The sequence below is a fragment of the Serratia sp. N21D137 genome (assembly GCF_047530005.1).
Lineage (GTDB): Bacteria > Pseudomonadota > Gammaproteobacteria > Enterobacterales > Enterobacteriaceae > Chania > Chania fonticola_B.
In genome coordinates this window covers 61,995-82,961 of record NZ_JBLJAJ010000011.1, presented here as the reverse complement: position 1 = coordinate 82,961, position 20,967 = coordinate 61,995, and the positions used below count along the sequence as shown (strand labels likewise).

General features: G+C 56.6%; 17 protein-coding genes. 4 read left to right on the top strand and 13 right to left on the bottom strand.

The genetic code is table 11. The annotated features are described in order from the left end of the window. Positions 1–48 precede the first annotated feature (48 nt). A complete protein-coding gene (locus ACMV5H_RS11195; RefSeq protein ID WP_179252550.1) occupies positions 49–1,329 on the top strand; it encodes a DUF3748 domain-containing protein in 1,281 nt (426 codons plus the stop codon). Here the strand turns inward: ACMV5H_RS11195 and ACMV5H_RS11190 are convergent, their stop codons facing one another. Next, entirely contained in the window at positions 1,330–1,689 is a 360-nt protein-coding gene (locus ACMV5H_RS11190) for a YceK/YidQ family lipoprotein (protein ID WP_179252551.1), read from the bottom strand. Positions 1,690–1,993: 304 nt separating this feature from the next. Here ACMV5H_RS11190 and ibpA point away from each other — a divergent pair, with 304 nt between their 5' ends. From ibpA to ACMV5H_RS11175, 3 genes are all read left to right on the top strand, one after another. After that, on the top strand, positions 1,994–2,407 hold the full coding sequence (ibpA, locus tag ACMV5H_RS11185) for a small heat shock chaperone IbpA (protein WP_021181374.1): 414 nt from the start codon (positions 1,994–1,996) through the stop codon (positions 2,405–2,407). 70 nt (positions 2,408–2,477) lie between these two features. Next, on the top strand, positions 2,478–2,906 hold the full coding sequence (gene ibpB / locus ACMV5H_RS11180; protein ID WP_021181373.1) for a small heat shock chaperone IbpB: 429 nt from the start codon (positions 2,478–2,480) through the stop codon (positions 2,904–2,906). A 167-nt stretch (positions 2,907–3,073) separates the two neighbouring features. Then, positions 3,074–4,732 (top strand): putative transporter, encoded by a 1,659-nt coding sequence (locus tag ACMV5H_RS11175; protein WP_071682676.1) that lies wholly within the window; start codon positions 3,074–3,076, stop codon positions 4,730–4,732. A 60-nt stretch (positions 4,733–4,792) separates the two neighbouring features. On the opposite strand, the gene ACMV5H_RS11170 is transcribed toward ACMV5H_RS11175, so the two are convergent. The 12 genes from ACMV5H_RS11170 to ACMV5H_RS11115 form a co-directional block, all read right to left on the bottom strand. Continuing rightward, complete coding sequence (locus ACMV5H_RS11170; RefSeq protein ID WP_059199262.1) at positions 4,793–6,043, bottom strand: valine--pyruvate transaminase; 1,251 nt, start codon at positions 6,041–6,043, stop codon at positions 4,793–4,795. Between the two features lie 134 nt (positions 6,044–6,177). Continuing rightward, positions 6,178–8,244, bottom strand: a complete 2,067-nt coding sequence (locus ACMV5H_RS11165; RefSeq protein WP_115160331.1) for an alpha-amylase — start codon at positions 8,242–8,244, stop codon at positions 6,178–6,180. A 186-nt stretch (positions 8,245–8,430) separates the two neighbouring features. Then, complete coding sequence (gene ghrB / locus ACMV5H_RS11160) at positions 8,431–9,405, bottom strand: glyoxylate/hydroxypyruvate reductase GhrB (protein ID WP_065683424.1); 975 nt, start codon at positions 9,403–9,405, stop codon at positions 8,431–8,433. Positions 9,406–9,486: 81 nt separating this feature from the next. Next, the gene (locus ACMV5H_RS11155; RefSeq protein WP_414821854.1) at positions 9,487–10,755 is read right to left on the bottom strand and encodes an MFS transporter; all 1,269 of its coding nucleotides are present in this window, start codon (positions 10,753–10,755) and stop codon (positions 9,487–9,489) included. Positions 10,756–10,877: 122 nt separating this feature from the next. Then, positions 10,878–11,822, bottom strand: a complete 945-nt coding sequence (locus tag ACMV5H_RS11150; RefSeq protein WP_414821853.1) for a sugar kinase — start codon at positions 11,820–11,822, stop codon at positions 10,878–10,880. After that, complete coding sequence (locus ACMV5H_RS11145; protein ID WP_414821852.1) at positions 11,819–12,580, bottom strand: sugar phosphate isomerase/epimerase family protein; 762 nt, start codon at positions 12,578–12,580, stop codon at positions 11,819–11,821. Before ACMV5H_RS11145 ends, ACMV5H_RS11150 begins: the two co-directional genes overlap by 4 nt. A gap of 156 nt (positions 12,581–12,736) precedes the next feature. Next, a complete protein-coding gene (locus ACMV5H_RS11140; protein ID WP_179248620.1) occupies positions 12,737–13,771 on the bottom strand; it encodes a LacI family DNA-binding transcriptional regulator in 1,035 nt (344 codons plus the stop codon). A 70-nt stretch (positions 13,772–13,841) separates the two neighbouring features. After that, on the bottom strand, positions 13,842–15,113 hold the full coding sequence (locus ACMV5H_RS11135; protein ID WP_414821851.1) for an MFS transporter: 1,272 nt from the start codon (positions 15,111–15,113) through the stop codon (positions 13,842–13,844). Positions 15,114–15,195: 82 nt separating this feature from the next. Next, positions 15,196–17,322 (bottom strand): alpha-galactosidase, encoded by a 2,127-nt coding sequence (locus ACMV5H_RS11130; RefSeq protein ID WP_414821850.1) that lies wholly within the window; start codon positions 17,320–17,322, stop codon positions 15,196–15,198. A gap of 129 nt (positions 17,323–17,451) precedes the next feature. Then, positions 17,452–18,459, bottom strand: coding sequence for a LacI family DNA-binding transcriptional regulator (locus ACMV5H_RS11125; protein ID WP_414821849.1), 1,008 nt, complete (start codon positions 18,457–18,459; stop codon positions 17,452–17,454). 118 nt (positions 18,460–18,577) lie between these two features. Next, complete coding sequence (locus ACMV5H_RS11120) at positions 18,578–19,237, bottom strand: OmpA family lipoprotein (RefSeq protein ID WP_414821848.1); 660 nt, start codon at positions 19,235–19,237, stop codon at positions 18,578–18,580. A 277-nt stretch (positions 19,238–19,514) separates the two neighbouring features. Continuing rightward, positions 19,515–20,951 carry a 6-phospho-beta-glucosidase gene (locus ACMV5H_RS11115; protein ID WP_179248617.1) on the bottom strand — a complete coding sequence of 479 codons (1,437 nt, stop codon included), beginning with the start codon at positions 20,949–20,951 and terminating at the stop codon, positions 19,515–19,517. Positions 20,952–20,967: the final 16 nt, after the last annotated feature.

Genomic DNA, 20,967 nt, shown 5'->3' with positions numbered 1-20,967 from the left:
GATCGGGTACTATGGCGGTTCTATGCCAGCCGGTATGCAGGAGCCGCCATGAGCCATCAGGAACGACAGTTGACTTTTGATCCGCGAGGTCATCAACTCACCAATATTAATGTCTGGACGCCGTGCGGCCAATGGCTGGCATATGATGTACGGCCAAGCGGTGCATCCTTTACCGGGCTGAGTATTGAACGGGTGAACGTTGCCAGCGGTCAGGTGGAGGTGGTTTATCGGGCGCAGCATGGAGCCCATGTCGGCGTGGTGACGGTGAGCCCGGATGCGCCAGCGCGCTACGCATTTATCCATGGGCCGGAACACCCAGACAGCTTCTGGCATTATGACTTCCACCATCGCCGTGGCGTGATCGTCAGCGAGCCGGATCGTGAATTGGCGATCACCCTGGACGCATTGGACATTACAGCCCCCTATACCCCAGGTGCGCTGCGTGGCGGCACCCACGTGCATGTCTTCAGCCCAGAGGGTAGCCGTCTGAGCTTCACCTATAACGACCATGTGATGCATGAACTCGATCCCGCACTGGATTTGCGTAACGTTGGCGTAGCGGTACCGTTGCAAGGGGTAAATCCCCCCAAGCAGCACCCACGTGAATACGACGGAAGCCATTATTGCGTACTGGTCAGCGCAACCACGCCAACCCCGCAACCGGGCAGCGATCAAATCAATCGGGCTTATGAAGAAGGTTGGATTGGCCTGCAAGGTTATCGCAAACCCGATGGCAGCCGCCAGCGTTGGGCGTTGGCGTTTATCGGCGATACCCTCTCGCCGCAGGGGGAAAAGTTGCCGGAAGTGTTTGTGGTGGATTTACCTGAAAACGATGCCGACTATGCCAAAGCCGGGGAGGCTCCCTTGCAGGGAACGGCAACGACCTTACCTGCGCCACCGTTAGGCGTTCGACAACGGCGGTTAACCTATACCGGCCAACGCAACTATCCTGGGGTTGCCACCACGCCACGTCATTGGTTGCGGAGTTCGCCAGACGGCAGGGCCATCGCCTTCCTGATGCAAGACGATCGGGGCATAGTGCAACTGTGGACTGTTTCCCCCAATGGCGGGGAGGCGAATCAGGTGACACAATCGGATCACAGCATCCAGTCGGCCTTCAGTTGGCATCCGCAGGGGGGCAAGATTGCGCTGGTGTGTGATAACAGCGTGATGCTGTGCGATATCGCCAACGGCAATATGCAGCGCCTGACCAAACGGACTACGCAACCACCACTGGGGGACGCCGTGGTGTTCTCACCAGATGGCAAACAGGTGGCCTTTATGCGTGAAGTCGCCGGATTTAACCAGATTTTTGTGGTGGCGGTTTAACTACAACCCGGCCGGTGCTGGCGAGGTTGCCATGCCCTGGCCTGGATTGCCGCTGACAGCCAGATTTCGTTCTTCATCATGCTGGATACGGGCTTTGGGTGAGGCCGCCGCTTTATCGCTGCCGGAGCGCAGGTAGTCGTAAGGCAGCAAAATGGTGTCCATCGCCGCAGACAGGGGCAGGTCGATCGCCAGCAGGGGCATCATGGCCCAACTGGTATCTTCGCTCTTCATCATATCGACATTGGCGCGCGTACCGGAGTAATAACCCTGGTCGGCCCCGGTATGGCTGGCTACGCTGGAGCAACCGTTAGTGCTCAGCAGCAGGCAACCGGTCGCTATCATTTTTTTTATTGGTTTCATTCGTCCCTCCTGAGGGGAGACATCCCCTGAAATTTGCTGATTTATAACATCCAGCCAAAGCATTGAAAGATGCAACATTCCGCACTGTGGCGGCTATCTCACTTTGAGTGTATGTGATAAACAAATTTTCGCCGTTTCCATTGGCAATTATTTAATCATCACCAGTTGAAATGTGGAAAGCAAACCCCATCTTCTTTACAAGGCCAAATTAAGAATTTGCCGTAAGGGAATTCAAGCCTTATAGCCTGTCCATGATGGAAGGCTTCATTATCAACCTCGCTGAAGTGCCTTAGGAGGCTGTTTTATGCGCAACTTTGATCTTTCCCCGCTGTACCGTTCCGCGATCGGTTTTGATCGTCTGTTCAACGCCCTTGAGGCTGGCCAAAGCCAGGGTAACGGTGGCTATCCGCCGTATAACGTTGAGCTGGTTGATGAAAATCATTACCGCATTGCCATCGCGGTGGCCGGGTTTGCCGAGCAGGAACTGGAGATCACCACGCAAGACAATCTGTTGATTGTGCGCGGGGCTCACACCAACGAACCTGCTGAGAGAACCTATTTATATCAAGGCATTGCCGAGCGTAACTTTGAACGCAAATTCCAGCTGGCCGAGCATATTCAAATTAGAGGCGCCAAACTGGAAAACGGCCTGCTGTATATCGATCTGGAACGTATCGTGCCGGAAACGTTAAAGCCGCGTCGGATCGAAATTAAGTAATTGTTGTTGTATCACCGTGCCTGCCGTTAGGGGGCAAACTTTAAACCTCGCTTCTTGGAAGGAGAGTATTATGCGTAACTACGATTTATCCCCACTTCTGCGTCAATGGATCGGTTTTGACAAGCTGGCCAGTTCAATGGGAGGCCAGGAGCCACAAGGGTTCCCGCCCTATAACATTGAGAAAAGCGACGATAACCACTATCGCATTTCCCTGGCGTTAGCCGGGTTCAAACAAAGCGAACTGGATATTGAAGTGGAAGGCCCGCGCCTGACCGTGCGTGGCAACCCCACACCGCCGGAAAAACAGGTGGAGTATCTGCATCAGGGGCTGGTGTGCAAAGAGTTCAGCCTGACCTTTACCCTGGCAGAGCACCTGCAGGTGTCCGAAGCCAAATTTGAAAACGGCCTGCTGCACATCGATCTGGTACGCCACGTGCCGGAAGCCTTGCAGCCACAACGCATCAGCATCGGTAGCACTCCGGAGCTGGAAGCCAAATAACCGGCTGAAAAAACACAAAAACTTGCGGGGGAGGTCCATTCGGGCCTCCCCCGTCGCATTCTGTGGCATACCCCACATTACCCCCCTACGCCTTATGTCAGAATCCCTATTAATTGCAGGCATTTAATCGCATACCGATTGTTAAACTTATGGTAAGGATGTGACGTATGAGTGATATCGCCCTGACCGTCAGCATGTTGGCGTTGGTGGCTATTCTCGGGTTATGGATTGGCAACTGGAAAGTGTATGGCGTGGGTTTAGGGATAGGCGGCGTCTTGTTCGGCGGCATCATCGTCGGACACTTTGCACAGACTTACCAGATCACTCTCAACGGCGACATGCTGCACTTTATTCAGGAGTTCGGTCTGATCCTGTTTGTTTACACCATCGGTATTCAGGTTGGCCCTGGTTTCTTCTCGTCCCTGCGCGTTTCCGGCCTCAAGCTCAATGGCTTTGCCATTCTGTTGGTGCTGGTGGGCGGCGTGGTGGCGGCGATTGTCCATAAGCTGTTTGCCGTGCCGTTACCGATCATTCTCGGCGTGTTCTCCGGCGCGGTTACCAACACTCCGGCGCTCGGTGCCGGGCAGCAGATACTCACCGATCTGGGTTCCGATCCGGCGCTGGTTAACCGTATGGGGATGGGCTATGCGATGGCCTATCCGTTCGGTATCTGCGGCATTCTGCTGGTGATGTGGCTGATCCGGCTGTTTTTCCGCATCAATATCGATAAGGAAGCGCAAGAATTTGAAGACAGTCTGGGGAGCAATCGCGAACTGTTGCAGACCATGAACGTGGCGGTGCGTAACCCCAATCTACAAGGCATGGCCATCAAGAACGTACCGTTGCTCAACAGTGATGAGATCATTTGTTCGCGCCTCAAGCGCGGTGATTTACTGATGGTGCCCGCCCCGCATGAGACGCTGGAACTGGGGGATTTCCTGCACCTGGTCGGCAAGCGCGAAAAGCTGGAAAATGCCCGGCTGGTGATTGGCGAGGAAGTCGACGTATCGCTCTCCACCCGGGGGACTTCACTGCAAGTGGTTCGTGCGGTAGTGACCAACGAAAAGGTGTTGGGTAAAAAAATCCGCGATCTGGAGCTGAAGCAAAAATATGAGGTGGTGGTCTCTCGCCTCAACCGTGCCGGGGTCGAGCTGGTGGCGGGCAGCAATGTTACGCTGCAGTTCGGGGATATCCTCAACCTGGTGGGGCGGCCAGAATCCATTGAGGCGGTGGCCGCGATTGTCGGCAACGCCCAGCAGAAGCTGCAACAGGTGCAGATGCTGCCGGTATTTATCGGCATTGGCCTTGGGGTGCTGTTGGGTTCTATCCCGCTGTTTATTCCCGGCTTCCCGGCAGCATTGCGGTTGGGGTTAGCCGGTGGTCCGCTGGTGGTGGCGCTGATCCTGGGGCGTATTGGTAGCATCGGTAAGCTGTACTGGTTTATGCCGCCAAGTGCCAACCTGGCGCTGCGTGAACTGGGTATCGTGCTGTTCCTGGCTGTGGTTGGCCTGAAGTCGGGTGGCAACTTTGTCGATACCCTGCTGCATGGCGATGGGCTGGCGTGGGTCGGTTACGGGGCACTCATCACCTTCATACCACTGATCAGCGTAGGTATTCTGGCTCGGGTAGTGGGTAAGATGAACTACCTTACGCTCTCCGGCATGCTGGCTGGCTCAATGACCGATCCACCGGCGCTGGCCTTTGCCAACGGCCTGCACCCTACCAGCGGCGCTGCAGCGCTCTCTTATGCCACGGTCTACCCGTTGGCAATGTTCCTGCGCATCATGTCACCGCAGCTGCTGGCGGTGCTGTTCTGGGCAATGTAGCCTGCAAAAAGGGGCTCCGCTTGCGGAGCCCCAAGATACTGCTGACAAAATCTCAACCGGCTACGCTTCCTGGTGGGCGCGCTCAACCTCTTCGGCCAGGATCATCACGCCACGCTCAATATCTTCCGGATTAGGCACATAGTTCATGCGCATACATTGATGCGTATGCGGCCATTCATGCTCCAATCCCGGGAAGAAGTAGTGGCCAGGCACCATCAATACGCCACGCTTTTTCAGCCGTTGATACAGCAGCTCGGTGGTGATGGGCAGATCCTTGAACCACAGCCAGAGGAAGATAGCCCCTTCCGGTTTATGGATCAGGCAGCGCTCCGGCGACAGGTAACGGCGAATAATGCCGATGGTCTGCTCGACCCGCTGCTTGTAGAACGGGCGGATCACCTCGTTGGATAAACGCAGCAGATCGCCACGCTCAATCATCTCCGTGGCCAGCGCCGGGCCAATGCTGCCTGGGGACAGGCTGATAATGCCGTTCATATTGGTCAGCGCGGTAATGACCTTCTCGTCGGCAATCACGATGCCACAGCGTGAGCCAGGCAGACCCAACTTGGACAAGCTCATGCACAGGATGATGTTCGGGTTCCACAGCGGCGTGGCTTCGCTGAAGATAATGCCGGGGAACGGCACGCCGTAAGCGTTATCGATCACCAGTGGGATATCACGCTGTTGCGCCAAGAGATCGAGCTTCATCAGCTCTTCGTCGGTGATCACGTTACCGGTCGGGTTGGTGGGGCGCGATACGCAGATCATGCCGATGTCGTCACCGATGTTCAGATGCTCAAAATCGACGTGATACTTGAACTGGCCGTCTGGCAGCAGCTCGATATTGGGTTTGGCAGAGACAAACAGCCCTTCATCCAGTCCGGAATCGGCATAGCCAATATATTCTGGCGCCAGCGGGAACAGCACGCGGCGGCGAGTGCCGTCGGCGTAACGGCCAGCGAACAGGTTAAACAAGTAGAAAAACGCGCTCTGGCTGCCATTTGTCAGTGCAATATTCTGTGGTTCGATCTGCCAGCCAAGCTCTTCCTGCAGCATGGTAGCCAGCGCTTTCAGCAGGGCGTCTTTGCCTTGCGGGCCGTCGTAGTTGCACAGTGCCTCGGTCAGCTTGCCCTGATCGAGCATCTCCTGGCACAGCTGTTTGAAGTAGCTGGCCATCTCTGGGATTTGTGCCGGGTTACCGCCGCCAAGCATGATGGCACCTGGCGTGCGCAGGCCTTCATTCAGATCGTCCATCAAGCGGGTGATGCCCGCGTAACGGGTAAATTTGTCGCCGAAAAGTGAAAAATTCATAGCTGCTGCAATATGGTTGTAAGCGGGTAGACGCCCACCATACCGCCAGATAAAAGCGGGTGCAATGCGGCTGACATCATACCCGCCGGGCATAGATGTCGCTCGGCGGGATTTTTACAGCATAACGCGCTGAATTATTGTGACCGATCGCCAGCCCACACCACCATCACCTTATCGCCCCCTTGCTGGCGACTAAAGGCATAGTAATGAGGCGTTTGCTGGGATTGCTGCGTACCGGCACCGATTGCCGGGTGGCGCTCGCGGAACTGGCCTAGCCGCTGCCAATGTGCCAGCAATGGCGCTTTGGCTCCTTGCAGTTCACCCCAGTTCATATCCGAGCGCGTGCCTTGTAAAGGATCGGAACCGGTAGGGCCAAACGGCCGGCCACTCTCATCACCGTAATAAATCTGTACCGCGCCCGGAGCCAATAACAGCAGGTCTGCTGCTCGTTGCTGCAAAGGCAACGAACCTTTGGCATCGCTGGCGAAGAACAGGCGAGTGTCGTGCGAGGAAATATAGCTCAGCACGTTGAAGCCCTGCAGCCTGTCCGCCATTTGCTGATAGGTGGCATCGATATTGGAGAAGCAGCCCAGTGCCTGCGAGGCCTGATCCTGAAAATCGAAGTTGATCATCGCATCGAAGCCGTGCTGGTAATAGTCGCTTTTCATCACCCCGTGGCCCCAGGCTTCACCGGTCATCCAGAACGGCGTGTTATCCAGCGCTTGCTTGGGATTAGCCGCTTTCCACTCTGCCAGCGCCTCGGTGGCACGCTGCTTTAGCAGGTCCAGCGTGGGTTTATCGACGTGCTTGGCGGTATCAACGCGGAAACCGTCAATGCCGTAATCACGCACCCATTGGCTGAGCCAGGCCGTCAGATAATCGCGGGTGGTGGCCCCTGGGATTTCGCGCGCGGCGGTATCAGGTTTATGGCGGAAGAACAGCGGTAGGCCGCTGGCTCCAGGCGCCTCAGTTTTGATGTCCGGAAGGAAAGCCAGTGACATGGTCAGGTCGTCAAAGCCCGGTGAGTCGTAATCGCCGATATCGGTGCGGATCCAGTTTTTCCCCCACCATTGGCTCCAGCCTGCCTTATCGCTGAAGTTGATGTAGTCGTTAAAGCTGTGCCAGCTCTGGCCTGGCCCCGGTTGCCAATCGCCCCAGTTTTTGCCGAGGGTTTTTGCGGCTTCGTCACTCTTCAGGTACAGCGAGCCGAACTGGAACTGCTGCATATCGGCCAGCGTGGCATAGCCGACGTGATTGACCACCACGTCAAACAGGATACGGATCCCGCGCTGATGTGCTTGTTCCACCAGATTACGCAGATCCTGCTCATTGCCCATATTGGCATCAAGCTTGGTCCAGTCCTGATGGTAGTAACCGTGATAGGCATAGTGCGGGAAATCCCCTTTGGTTCCACCGCCGACCCAGCCGTGGATCTGCTCGAGTGGGGAACTGATCCACAGGGCGCTGACCCCCAGCTGTTGCAGATAATCCAGTTTCTTCGTCAACCCGGCGAGGTCGCCGCCGTGGAAGGTGCCGATCTCCTGCATGCCGTCGCCGTGGCGGCCATAGCTGTGATCGTTGGCCGGGTTGCCGTTTTCAAAGCGATCGGTCAGCACGAAATAGACCGTGGCGTTGTGCCAGTTGAAAGCCGCCTGTGGCGGCGTATTGGCTGACTCCAGCAATAGCAGCCCCCCACTGTTGGCCGCCGGTTGCAGGGTGACCAGGCCTTGAACTACCGTGGCGGTCTGGCCGGAATAAAAATCGCGCACCGTTTCGCCTTCGGCAAAGGTGTCCTTCACCGCGATCGTGATCGGCTGGCCATCCCAGCGTTGGCAGGTACGGGCCACGGCGGCGACGGTTTTTTCCGGTTCGGCCTTCAGGCTGAGCTGCAAGGTAGGCGTACCGCTGCGGGTATCGATCCGCACCTGATAATCACCATCGCGAAATAATCGCCAACTGACCGGCTCGCTATCGCTACAGGGTTGCAGCGACAACGTCTGGTTCAGCTTAACCACGTCGCTGGGCTGCCAGCACTGTTGGTTCTGATACAGCCGCAACGGCAGTTGGCCTTTGGCCAGGGTTGCCTGGCTGGTAAATAAACCACTGGTGGATTCGCTGAAGGCGGGGAAGCCTTGCAGCGTCCAGTTGGCCAATGCTGCGGGTGAAAGCAGCATCAGCAGGGGAAGGGTCAGGCGTTTCATGGCTCTCCTTACTCGTGGCAGGAAGCGTTTTTATCGTAGGGTAGCCTAGTGTGCTTTATGCAGAGAAAATCGCCTCATCCCAGGGTAAGAATTTGGGGGCGGAGGGGGAAGGGGGAGACTGCTGCTCACTCCACAGGTTCAAAATGTAGCTACATAGCGAGCCGGAGCAGTCTCATTCAGTCAAACTTATTTCTTCAGCAACTGCGGGTTAACGCAGTTTTCTGTGACCGTGCCGGTCAAGGCGGCAATCAGGTTATCCACGGCGCACTCGGCCATGCCGTAGCGAGTCTCATGGGTGGCGGAACCGATATGCGGCAAAGCGACCACGTTGGCCATTTTCAGCAGCGGCGAATCGACCGCGACCGGCTCTTGCTCGAACACATCCAATCCAGCGGCATGAATGGTACCGTCTTGTAAGGCTTCAATCAGCGCTTGCTCATCTACCACCGGGCCACGCCCCGCGTTAATCAAAATTCCGCTCTGCTTCATCTTCGCCAGCTGTTCGCGGCCAATCAGATGGAAGGTTTGCTCAGTGAGCGGCAGCGTAATGCACAGGAAGTCCGACTCGGCCAGCAGCGTATCAAGATCGCAACGGCGGGCATTGAAGCGTTGCTCTGCTTCTTCATGTGTACGGCGCGCGTTATACAGCACCGGCATGCCAAAGCCAAAGTGTGCACGCTGTGCCAGCGCCAGGCCGATGCGGCCCATACCGAGGATGCCGATGGTTTTATGATGCACGTCAACGCCGTACCAGTCAGGTCCGATGCTGCCCTGCCATTCCCCTGCTTTGACCCGCTCGGCCACCTCGACCACCCGGCGTGCGGTGGCCAACACCAGGCTCATGATGGTATCGGCCACGGTTTCGGTCAGGACGGTTGGGGTATGCATCAACAGCACCCGGTGGGCGTTGAGCGCTGCAACGTCAAAGTTGTCATAACCGACGGAGACGGTGGACGCCGCACGCAGTTTGGGGGCGCGTTGCAAAAAGGCTTCGTCAATCTTGCCGCCGGAACCGAGGATGCCTTCGGCCTGTTGTAGCGCCTGATCGAAGGCGGCGTTGTCCAGTTGCAGACCGTCAAAGGCATGAACGGTAAAGTGCTGGTCCAGCTTGGCACGCAGGTCGGCAGGAATACTTTTGTACAACACGATTGCAGGCTTCATCAAATAACTCCATCTGGCGAACGAGATGTTCAACATAACATATTGCAGGAGAGTGAAGGGTTGAGCCCCTCACTCGCAAGATCAGGCCACCTGGGGCTGAGCTTCATTACGTGCTGGCTTGACGATCAGCGTTAGCCCCACTGAGGCCAGCAGCGCGATAGCCATGAACATATAGGAGGCCGCCGGGCTGCCGGTTGCCCCGTTGAGGTAACCGACAAACCAGGAGCCGAAGAAGGAACCCAGCGCGCCCATGCTGTTAATCAGCGCCATGGCACCCCCGGCGACGTTTCTTGGCAGCATCTCCGGAATGATGGCGAAAAACGGACCGTAAGGCGCATACATGGCCGCACCGGCGACCACCAGCAGGCCATAGGAGATCCAGAAATGGTTCGGGCCAATGGCGTAGGAAGCGAAGAAGGCCAGCGCGCCAATCAACAACAGCGGCCAGACAAACAGCTTACGGTTCTGCATCTTGTCCGATGCCCAGGAAACCACGATCATCGCAATGGTGGCGGCCAGATAAGGTACCGATGACAACCATCCCGCTTCAACCATCCCCATCTGCATACCGCTGCGCAGGATCGAAGGCAGCCACAGCACAAAGCCATACACGCCGATGCTCCAGGCAAAATATTGCATGCACAGCAGGATCACGTTGCGCGAGCGGAAGGCTTCGCCGTAGTTGCGTACCGCCTTGATGCCTTTCTGCTCCTCGGCCAGTTGCTGTTGCAACGCCAGCTTTTCCTGATCGCTCAGCCAGCCGACCTGTGACGGTTTGTCTTTGACCAGCACCCACCAACAGAATGCCCAGATCACCGCAGGAACCCCTTCGATGATAAACATTTCACGCCAGCCAAAGGCGTGGATCAGGTAGCCAGAAACCACCGACATCCACAACACCGTGACCGGATTGCCGAGGATCAGGAAGGTGTTGGCGCGAGAGCGTTCAGACTTGGTAAACCAGTTGCTGATGTAAATCAGCATTGCGGGCATCACCGCCGCCTCCACCACGCCGAGGATAAAGCGGATCGCTGCCAGCATCGGGATATTGCTGACCATGCCGGTCAGCGAGGCGCAGCCGCCCCACAGGATCAAACACCAGAAAATCAGCTTCTTGACGCTACGGCGTTCGGCGTAGATGGCGCCGGGGATTTGGAAGAAGAAATAGCCGAGGAAAAACAGGGCACCCAGCAGGGATGACATCCCTTTGGTGATGCCAAGATCGTCATTAATCCGGGCGGCAGAGGCAAAGCTAAAGTTGGCGCGGTCCAGATAGGCCAGGCTGTAGGTGATAAACACGATGGGCATGATGTACCACCAGCGTTTGGCCGCAATAGTTGCTTTAGTCATGTGCAGAACCCTTCAGTGGAGTCTTCTCACCAGCGGTGGCTTGCAGCCATCCGCTGGGGCTTGTGCTTTCCCGGCGTGCCTCGGTTGTAGGGACAGAGGTTGGCGCTCATTGGAGCAAATGATTATTCCGCCAGTGCGGCACGGGTTGGCAGCCCTTCGCTGTCGCCGATGGCCTGGATGGCCAGCGAACCAATCTTGTTGCCGCGTTGTACCGCCTGGATCAGCGTTTTGCCTTCCAGCAGAGCGCTCAGCGTCCCTACCGCGAAGCCGTCTCCGGCACCGACGGTATCAACCACGTTGGTGACTTTGACCGCGGGTACCGCAGCCTGGTCGCCGGCGGCGGTTTTAAACCAGGCACCCTCTGGCCCGGTTTTGATGATCACGGCCTGTACGCCGCGCTCCAGATAGAAATCCGCGATGCCTTCCGCGGTGGATTGTCCGGTCAGGATCTGGCCCTCTTTTAACCCTGGCAGCACCCAGTCGGCCGCGCAGGCCAGCTTGTTGAGCTGTTCGATCATCAGCTCCCGGCTAGACCACAGCACTGGGCGCAGGTTGGGGTCGAAGGAGATGGTTTTGCCCAGGGCGCGCATCTCGGCGGCGGCGAAATGGCACAGCTCCAGCGACTCGGCAGACAGCGCGGCGGCTACTCCGCTCAGGTGCAGATGGCGCGCCCCGGTGAAGTAGTCACGATCGAAGTCGGCGGTGGAAAGATGGCTGGCGGCGGAGCCTTTGCGGAAATATTCCACACTGGGATCGGTTCCATCGGTATTTTTAGATTTCAGCTGAAAACCGGTTGGGTAGCGGCCATCAACGGTGACCCGCTGGGCATTAACTCCTTCTTTCGCCAGCTGTTGCAGGGTAAAGCGGCCAAACGAGTCATTACCTACCCGGCTGACCCAGCCGACGTTCAGACCCAGGCGGGCCAGCCCGATCGCCACGTTCAGCTCGGCACCGGCGATGCGTTTGGTAAAGCTTTCAACCTCGGCCAGATCGCCAGTTTGCGCCGCGACAAACATCGCCATGGCTTCACCCAGCGTGACGACATCTAAAGAATTTTGCGTGCTCATAATGCCTGCTCCCCACGTAACATATCCACGTAATGGCGGGTTACCGCCTCCAGATCGCTGCCCTGTAGCGGGAACTCGATGCCGCGTGGTACGTCCTGCGGCAAGCGGGCCAGCACTTCACGCCAGCTACCGTCGGTATCATCCAGGGCGATGGCGCGCCAGCCGCGTGGGCCAAGGGTGGCGGCTTTAACATGGATATAGCCGACGTGTGCGGCCAGCAGATTGGCGGCGGCCAGGGCGTCTTGCCCCACCCAATGCCAGTTGGCCATGTCGAACGTCATCCCGACCGGCAACTGGCTCTCTTCCACCGCAAGGAAAAAGGCGTTCATCAACGACAGGATGCCGCAGTCTGGCGTTTGATCGTTCTCGACCACCAGTTGGACTGCGGATTGCCCCAGCGCGATTTTTAACTCGGTAAAGTCAAAGCCTGGCCGGTAGTGGCCTAAAGCGAGTTTGAGCCTACTGGCTTGCAGGATCTTCGCCTCTGCCAAAAAGGCGGGCAGATTCGGGTTCAGGGTGTGCTGTGGGGTAAACAGTGACTCAGGAGCGGAATACACGGCGGCCAGTTGGTGTTGCTGCAGGGCTTTTGCCAGAGTGGGTAAAGCGTCCAGTTCCTGCGGGGAAAGCAGTTCACGGCGGATTTCCACGCCGTCTGCGCCTGCCTGAGCGATCAGGGGTAATAACGCCGCCTGCCCCCCTAGCTGCTGTACCTTGTCGTTGCCGTAGGCGCTGGTTACTACAATAATCTGTTGCTTCATCTTTTGGCTCCTGAGGTGACCTATCACCACCGCGACTGTTATTGTCACGGTAAATGGAACCGGTTCCATTGAAAAGCAGCAGCATGCAGAATTATGATCGCAATCACGGAGTTGGCTGAAAAATAGTCGTTTGAGGACTGGTGATTCGAGTGTGGCTTAACGCTGGGTGGAGCCACGAACGATCAGCTCACCGGAGAATAGCTGCTCGCTAACGGGATCATCGAGGCCCTGGATACGCTGCACCAGCAGCTCCAACGCGGCATGTCCTATCTGGTAGGTGGGCTGCTTCAGGGTGGTGATCCCCACCCCGGCCAGTTCGGCCCAATCCAGTTCGTCAAACCCCAGCAGGCCAATGTCGTTGCCCCACTGCATGCCCAGGTGGCGCATAGCGCGCGCAACTTGCAGCGTTAGGGCACCGTTGGCTGAGATCACCGCTTTGCGCATGCCGCGATGGCGGGTGTTGAAGGTCTGTAATACCGTTGCCAGCTTTTCGGCGTCGTTGAGCGGGGTTTCAGCCTGCTCGGCGGATAAATCGGGATGTTTGGCCATGGTCTGGCGAAAGGCGTGCAGACGTTCAAGCCGGGTATTCACGGTGCCAATCGGCTCACTGAGGAACAGGATCGCCTCAAATCCCTGCTGTAACAAATGCTCCGTTGCGATGGCGGTGGCCTCGTGGTTATTCAGGCCCACCACATCGCAGGCGAAATCGGGAATTTTACGGTCGATCAGCACCATCGGCAGCATCGACTGTTGCAGCATGGAGAGCGCGTCTTCTCGCATCCCTACGGCGTTCACCACAATCCCTTCCACCCGGTAGCTGCTCAGCAACTGTAGATAGTGCTGTTCCTGATTGATCTCGTTATTGGTGTTACAGACCAGCAGCGTAAAGCCATGTTGACGGCAGGCGGCTTCGATACCGCGCATCACGTCGACGGAATAGGGATTGGTGATATCGGCGATGATCAGGCCGATCAGCCGGGTTTGTCCGCCCTTCAGGCTGCGTGCCATCTGGCTTGGGCGATAGTCGAGCTGCTGGATCGCGATGTCGATACGTTGCTTGAGGGCGTCGGAGAGCAGGTGTTGTTCACCATTGAGATAGCGCGACACGCTGGTTTTGCCGGTTTGGGCGTGTTTTGCCACATCACTGATGGTGGCGCGCCCTGAGGCACGCGTTGCTTTATCACTGCTCACAGCCAATCTCCCCTGCGGTTCAATGCCAAGGAGACTAACACACCAAGCCCAAAGCCGGGAATGACCCTTGTCAGGAGGTGGCCTCCTGCGCTTTAGCCTGCGTCTGGATTTTCTTGTCGGGGCTGCTGAGGGTGAAGACAGAAATCAGCGTGACACCCAAGGCAAGGCAGCCAAGGATCAGGTAAGTGTCGGCGAACCCCATACGGTCATACAGGCTACCTGCAAAGGCAGAGAGGAAGATGGCGGCCCCCTGTTTGGCAAACTGGAAACCAATCAGATAGATCGTGGCGGAAAGGCGGGTGTCAAAGTTGGCGGTGATGTACTTGAAGGAGCCGACCAGCAGGAAAGGCACTTCCAGCGCGTGCAGCATTTTCAGCATGATGACTTCCAATGCCGTTGTGGCAAAGGCGGAGCCAATAATGCGTATGGACATGATGGTGCCGGCCAGCAGCAGCGTATTTTTCGCCCCGATGCGGTTAATAATCCACGGCGAGCAGAACATGATCAGCGCATTGGCCAATTCTCCGGCGGTGGTCGCATAACCGAAGACCTCGGTACCGCGCTGGGGCGAGCTGAAGAAGGTTTTGAAGAAGTTGGCAAACTGTTGATCGAACACGTCATAGACGCAGGCTACGCCGACCACATACAGGATGAACATCCACATCTTCGGCATCCTGAACAGCGCTACCACCATCCTCAGGTTGAACTGGCTCTGGTTGGCACCCAGTTTGCCCATGACCATGGCGTTAGGATTTTCGCGCGGGTTGGCCAGGATCAGGAGTAGCATCAGTAGCACTGCGGCTCCAGAACCCATCCAAAAGACGATATCCGGATTGATGTTGAATAACACCCCGGCGGTAGACGCACAGATCCCCCAGCCGAAACAGCCAAACATCCGTGCCTTGCCGTATTCGAAGGCACTTTTGCGGCTGACTCGTTCGATATAAGCCTCAACGGCTCCTGCGCCCCCTGAAAACGCAAATCCGATATAGGCCCCGCCCACCATGGCTCCGAGCAAAACGTTGATTTTCAACAACGGTGCAAAGATGTAGAGGAAGAAGGGGGCAAAGAAAAACAGCAACAGGGTAATCACCCAAAGCAGATGTTTTTTCAGCCCGAGCTTATCGGAAATAATGCCGAAAATGGGTTGGAAGAGAATGGCAAACAGAGACAGACAGGAAAATACCAGGCCAGTTTCGGTTTTATTCAACCCGATGACTTCAGACAGCCAGATCGGCAGAAACGGAAAACAGGTGGCCATAATGAAAAAGTAGAGGAAAAAGAAAGCGCCAAATATCCAGAAGTTACGGTTATTATTATAGGTACAGACGGTGGCGTTCATGGTGATTGTCCTTCCACGACGAGCTTTGGGTGTGCAGCGGCCCGCCGTGGTGAGCGCTGCACCTGCAAATCTATGGGATAGCTCAGAGCTGTTCCAGGCCGATCAGCATGGCGCTTTCCGGATCCAGTACCGGTAACGCCAGGCCAACCTGTGCCAGCCATTCCCCGCTAACGTCGCAGGGCTGTTTCATCCAGGCGGGTAACTGGCGCATGGTATGGCCACCCTGCTGTTGGTGAATCAGCGGCGGGGTATCCAGCAGGGTGATCCGATAACGTGCATCCGGCCTCAACCCTGGAATGCGAAAATTACCCGGCAACTGGTGATCCGGCATCGCCAACTGGCTGACCAGAATGACTGCTCGCTCCTGTCCTGGGGCAACCACGCCATTAATCTGGGTGCTTGGGTCGTGATGATCGATACGGATAACATCGCCGCTATGTAGCAGCGGCCGGAGAGATTTGTGCAACGCCACATAGCGGACGAAGCCAAGCTGTTCGGCGTCACCTTCTTTGACCGGGTCGAGTTCGATACCCATGTGACCGAACAACGCCGTCAGGCCGCGAAAACCGATGCTGTGCTGACGTTCGGTGGCGTGACAACGTCGGTTGCCGATGTGTGAGCCCATCACTTCCGGTGGGAAGAAATAGCTCATGCCGCGCTGAATAGTTTGGCGTTCCAGCGCGTCGTTGTTGTCGGAGGCCCAGAAGCGGTGGCAGCGTTGCAGGACCTCATAATCGATACGGCCCCCACCGGAGGCGCAGGATTCGAATTCCACCTGCGGGAAGCGTTCCCTCAAACTATCCAACAGGCGATAGAATTGCTCGGTCTGGGCTGTCAGCGAGGCGCGGCCAAGGTGAGCGGGTTGCACGATCTCGCGGTTCATGTCCCACTTGATGTAGTCGATATCATGATTGCTCAGTAGCCAGTTCATGCGCTCCAGCAGGTATTCGAAAACCTGTGGGTTGCACAGATCGAGCACGTACTGAAAACGCCCGGTAGGTTGCTGATAACCCGGTAAACCTAGCACCCAGTCGGGGTGAGCCCGGAACAGATCGGAATCTGGATTGATCATCTCTGGCTCCACCCAGATACCGAATTCCATGCCTAGCCGTTTAACATGCTCGATCACTGGTGCCAGCCCGTTCGGGTATTTTTTCTCGTCCAGATACCAGTCGCCAAGTGCGGCGCGATCGTGGTTGCGCCCACGGAACCAGCCGTCATCAATGATAAAGCGTTCTACGCCAAGTTCGGCCGATTTGGTGGCCATTTGCATGATGTACTCGGGCTGGTGGTCGAAATAGATGCCCTCCCAGGTATTGAGATGCACGGGACGTGGCTTGTGTTCAGGGAAGTGCAGGATATTCTGGCGGACATAACGGTGAAACTGCTGGCTGAGCGCATTCAGACCCGTGCGAGAGCTGGCGGCATACAGCCAGGGCGTGCTTAGGCTGGCTCCGCCTTCCAGCTCCTGCTCGCCTGGCAGATACAGGGCCTCTGCCTGCAACAGGCGGCGGCCATCGGTTTTCACATCGGCGCGCAGGCGATGGTTGCCGCTCCAACCGAGATGAATGCCCCAGACTTCCCCTTGTTGCTCGCTGAAGCCACGGCTACCTACCATCATGCCGGGGAAGTATTCATGAGAGCTGCGCCCTCGGCGGTTTTCCTGCAGGTATCCACCATGCTCCAGGGTGACGCGGTGCGGTTGGAACTCGCGGATCCAGCGGCCATGAAACGCCATCACTTCACCAGCACGCTCAGGCAAGGGCAGTGTTAACGCCAATCGGTTAACCCAGTAACGAGCAGCATGATGATTGATCAACGTATGGCGCATCTTTAGCACGCCGCTGGCGCTGTCCAATTGCAGTTCGCTGCGTAGTTGCAGCCCAGCCTGTGGGTCTTCTGCCAGGATCAGTAACTGATTGTCTTGATGCGTGATTTCGCTGGTGGTGAATACGGGTGACCAATCGTAGCCGTCACGATGGCCTTCCACTCCCGGTGAGCCAAACAGACCGCGTCCAGATTCTGCCGCCAGCGTCAGTGGCGCATCGACATCCAGCCTGCCGTTGGGCACCGCCCGGCTCAGCGTCAGGACATCTTCCGGCATAAACCCGCTTAAATGAGGGCCCCAATAGAGAATTTCGGCAAACGGCTGGCAACGAACAATGACGTCGGTCATGGGGCTGGTTAACCGCACAATGGTGGGTTCCATGTTTTGACTCCTTTACGATCTTTGGCTCAACTCAGTGGCCTCATCATTGATCCGAAACGTTTCGGATTAAAACCTAAACGTTTCGGATCTGTGATCTGGTCGGGCAAAAAACGTCGTTGTTTTAAACGATCAGGAGGTAAGGGGGAGCTCGTCAGGGTTGGGTTTTAGCACCGGTTGCCACAGTACCTGTAATTGTTGCAGGGGTTCACCACGGATCAGGCCAAGAGTCATTTGTGCGATTTGTTGGCCGACTTCCGCGCGGGTGGCTTGGACGATGGAGGCTACAGGAAGATCGAGCAGGCTTTCTGCTGGTAATCCGTCATACACCACCAGAGAAACTCCACCGGGGCCGAGTTTATCGGCATCACGAAGCGCCATTGCTGCCCCCTCGCCGTGACCGTTGCAGTCGGTAATGATTGCCGTCGGTGGATCGGCTAACGCCAATAACGCTTGGGTGGTCAGATAACCCGCGCGACGGCTTGGCGTGATACTGCACAGATAATCGTCACGTTGTGGCAGTTGATGGTTGACCAGTCCATCCAGATAACCTTGGCGGCGCTGGCTGATAAATGACTGCTGGTTATTTTCGCCCAGATAGGCAATTTTCCGGTGGCCGAGCGCCACCAGATAGTCCACAGCCATCAGGCTGCCAGCGCGATTATCAAAATCAAACCAGGCGTAATCTTTCACCAGTTGGCTGCGGCCGAGCGCCAGAAACGGGAAGTTAAGCCGCTGTAATTCATGCAGACGTGGATCGTTGTCTAGCGTATGGGCAACAATCAACGCATCAACACGTTTGCTGGCAATCAGACGAGTAAAGGCCTGATGGGGCGCATCATCTGCAACCAGCAGCAGATCGATCTCGTGGCGTACCAACTCATTGCTGATACAACCGATCATCTCCATCAAGGTAGAGTTACTTAACGTGTAGTTATTGAAGGGAAAAACCAGACCAACGGCGTCGATTTTGCCCATTTTTAAGCGGCGTGCCAGGGTATTGGGGCGATACCCCAAACGCTCTGCCTCAGCCTCTACCCGTTGGCGCGTATCTTGGGCCACGTCGCCGTAGCCATTCAGGGCGCGACTCACGGTGGTAACGGAGAGATCCAATGCTTTGGCAATCGCTTTCAGGGACATATTTCACTCTACAGAAGGTATTGGGATGCCGAGCGAGAGTAACACAGGCAGAGGAACCGGCGGGAGAGGTGAGGGCAGGAAATGCGAACTGGCGGGGCAAAGGCCCCGCACTGTGGGCTTACAGCGGGCTGAGAGTGATCTCGACGCGGCGATTCTGCGCCTTGCCTGCGGTGGTGCTATTGGAGGCGATCGGGTTATCCGGGCCAGCACCGGTTGAGCGGATGCGGTTGGCGGCTACCCCTTGGGTGATTAGCGCGCTGGCCACACCGTCTGCACGTTGCTGGGACAGCGTCATATTATGCGCACGGGCCCCGGTGCTGTCGGTGTAACCCACCACGTTGACGGCGGTTTTTTCATACTCTTTCAGCACCATCGCCACGCCGGTCAGGGTGTTGGCGCCCGCCGGTTTCAGCGTGCTGCTGTCGGTATCGAAGGTCACGTTGTTCGGCATATTCAGCACGATATTATCGCCCTGACGGGTAACGCTAACGCCGGTGCCTTTCATTTTGTCGCGCAGTTTGGCTTCCTGCACGTCCATGTAGTATCCGGCGCCACCGCCTAATGCGGCACCGGCTGCGGCGCCGATCAGCGCGCCTTTGCCACGGTCTTTTTTCGATGAAGAGATCATGCCGATACCGGCACCTAGGGCAGCGCCAACGCCAGCGCCAATACCAGCTTTGCCGGCTTCTGACTCCCCGGTGTAAGGGTTGGTGGTACAAGCCGATAGCGTCATGGTAACGGCTACCATACCCGCAATTATCGCAATACGTTTTTTCATTGTTAGTTCCTTTAAAAGCAGGGATATCTGCTGCGCGACTCCAAACTGGAGGCGCTAAATCGTCGGTATTCAGCCGCCAGCCCCAAACGGGCTGCGCAACTATGACGAACCTTTTGGCCCGCAGTTCCGATAAAAATCGTGACAAATTATAAACCTGTAAGCCAGGCAGGAAGGTAGCCGCCAAATCGCCGCTTGGGAACCAGAACAAACTGAATTGATGTGGGAGTGGTTAATCTTTCGGACAAAGGGGCGAAGAATTTCGCCCCGATGAAATGGATTACGCTAACGTTTCGCCATTGCTGGCGATCACGCGGCGATACCAGTCGAAGCTCTGTTTTTTCGAGCGGGCAAAGCTGCCGCTACCGTCGTCGTGCTTATCCACGTAGATAAAACCGTAGCGCTTACTGTATTGCCCGGTGGTGAAGGATACGCAGTCGATACAGCCCCAGGGGGTAAAGCCCATTAGCTCAACGCCGTCGTCGATCACCGCTTTTTTCATCTGCTCGATGTGCGAACGCAGATAGGCGATGCGGTAATCGTCGTGGATCTGGCCATCGGCCTCGGGCTTATCCAGTGCACCGAAGCCGTTCTCGACGATAAACAGTGGCTTCTGATAACGTTCATAGAGGATGTTGAGCGTATAGCGCAGCCCAACCGGATCGATTTGCCAGCCCCAGTCGGACGCTTTCACATAAGGGTTCGGCACGCTGCCTTCAAAACCGGCCAGGGCCGTGCCCGTGCCGATGGAGTCTGCCTGCACCGCGTTACTCATGTAGTAGCTCAGGCCGATATAGTCTGCACAGCCTTCACGCAGGATCTGCTCATCCTCCGGTTGCATCTGGATGTGGTAACCCTTGCGCTCCCATTCATGCAGGATGTAGGACGGGTAATAGCCGCGCATATGCACATCGCCAAACAGGAAGCGTTCACGCATCGCCTCTTGGGCGTACATCACGTCGTCCGGATTGCAGGAGAACGGATACAGCGGCACCATGGCGATCATGCAGCCAATCTGCAGTTCCGGGTTGATGGCATGTCCCAGTTTGACCACCTGTGCGCTGGCGACAAACTGATGGTGCAGTACCTGATACATGCACTCTTCCGGGTTCGGTTCCTGGGTGAAAATCACCCCTGAACAGCAGTAGCCGAACAGCGGAGTCTTCCAGTTGCGCTGGTTGTTGATCTCGTTGAAGGTCATCCAGTACTTCACTTTGTGCTGGTAACGGGAGATGACCACTTCGCTAAAGCGCACAAAGAAATCGACTACCTTGCGGTTTTTCCAGCCGCCATATGCTTTCACCAGATGCCATGGCATCTCAAAGTGGGAAAGGGTGATCACTGGCTCAATGCCGTATTTCAGCAACTCGTCAAACAGGTTGTCGTAGAACTGTAATCCTTCTTCGTTCGGTTCCAGCTCATCCCCCAGCGGGAAGATGCGCGACCAGGCAATAGAGGTGCGGAAGCACTTGAAGCCCATTTCGGCAAATAGCGCGATATCGCCTTGATAACGGTGATAGAAGTCCACCGCCTCGTGGTTGGCGTAGAGGTAGCCTGGTTCAATGCCGTCGGTGATCACGCGATCGACGCCGTGGGCACCGCTGGACAGCACATCGACGATGCTTGGGCCCTTACCGCCCTGATCCCAGCCGCCTTCAACCTGATGTGCCGCTACCGCGCCACCCCACAGGAAATTATCCGGTAACTGTTTTTTCATAACGTTGTTTCTCTTG

What these genes read in the sequence shown, in the direction of transcription:
- ACMV5H_RS11170 (WP_059199262.1), bottom strand. Translation starts at nt 6,043, where the DNA reads ATGAATTTTTCACTTTTCGGCGACAAATTTACCCGTTACGCGGGCATC.
- ibpA (WP_021181374.1), top strand. Translation starts at nt 1,994, where the DNA reads ATGCGCAACTTTGATCTTTCCCCGCTGTACCGTTCCGCGATCGGTTTT.
- ACMV5H_RS11135 (WP_414821851.1), bottom strand. Translation starts at nt 15,113, where the DNA reads ATGAACGCCACCGTCTGTACCTATAATAATAACCGTAACTTCTGGATA.
- ACMV5H_RS11120 (WP_414821848.1), bottom strand. Translation starts at nt 19,237, where the DNA reads ATGAAAAAACGTATTGCGATAATTGCGGGTATGGTAGCCGTTACCATG.
- ACMV5H_RS11175 (WP_071682676.1), top strand. Translation starts at nt 3,074, where the DNA reads ATGAGTGATATCGCCCTGACCGTCAGCATGTTGGCGTTGGTGGCTATT.
- ACMV5H_RS11150 (WP_414821853.1), bottom strand. Translation starts at nt 11,822, where the DNA reads ATGAGCACGCAAAATTCTTTAGATGTCGTCACGCTGGGTGAAGCCATG.
- ibpB (WP_021181373.1), top strand. Translation starts at nt 2,478, where the DNA reads ATGCGTAACTACGATTTATCCCCACTTCTGCGTCAATGGATCGGTTTT.
- ACMV5H_RS11130 (WP_414821850.1), bottom strand. Translation starts at nt 17,322, where the DNA reads ATGGAACCCACCATTGTGCGGTTAACCAGCCCCATGACCGACGTCATT.
- ACMV5H_RS11195 (WP_179252550.1), top strand. Translation starts at nt 49, where the DNA reads ATGAGCCATCAGGAACGACAGTTGACTTTTGATCCGCGAGGTCATCAA.
- ACMV5H_RS11145 (WP_414821852.1), bottom strand. Translation starts at nt 12,580, where the DNA reads ATGAAGCAACAGATTATTGTAGTAACCAGCGCCTACGGCAACGACAAG.
- ghrB (WP_065683424.1), bottom strand. Translation starts at nt 9,405, where the DNA reads ATGAAGCCTGCAATCGTGTTGTACAAAAGTATTCCTGCCGACCTGCGT.
- ACMV5H_RS11115 (WP_179248617.1), bottom strand. Translation starts at nt 20,951, where the DNA reads ATGAAAAAACAGTTACCGGATAATTTCCTGTGGGGTGGCGCGGTAGCG.
- ACMV5H_RS11155 (WP_414821854.1), bottom strand. Translation starts at nt 10,755, where the DNA reads ATGACTAAAGCAACTATTGCGGCCAAACGCTGGTGGTACATCATGCCC.
- ACMV5H_RS11190 (WP_179252551.1), bottom strand. Translation starts at nt 1,689, where the DNA reads ATGAAACCAATAAAAAAAATGATAGCGACCGGTTGCCTGCTGCTGAGC.
- ACMV5H_RS11165 (WP_115160331.1), bottom strand. Translation starts at nt 8,244, where the DNA reads ATGAAACGCCTGACCCTTCCCCTGCTGATGCTGCTTTCACCCGCAGCA.
- ACMV5H_RS11125 (WP_414821849.1), bottom strand. Translation starts at nt 18,459, where the DNA reads ATGTCCCTGAAAGCGATTGCCAAAGCATTGGATCTCTCCGTTACCACC.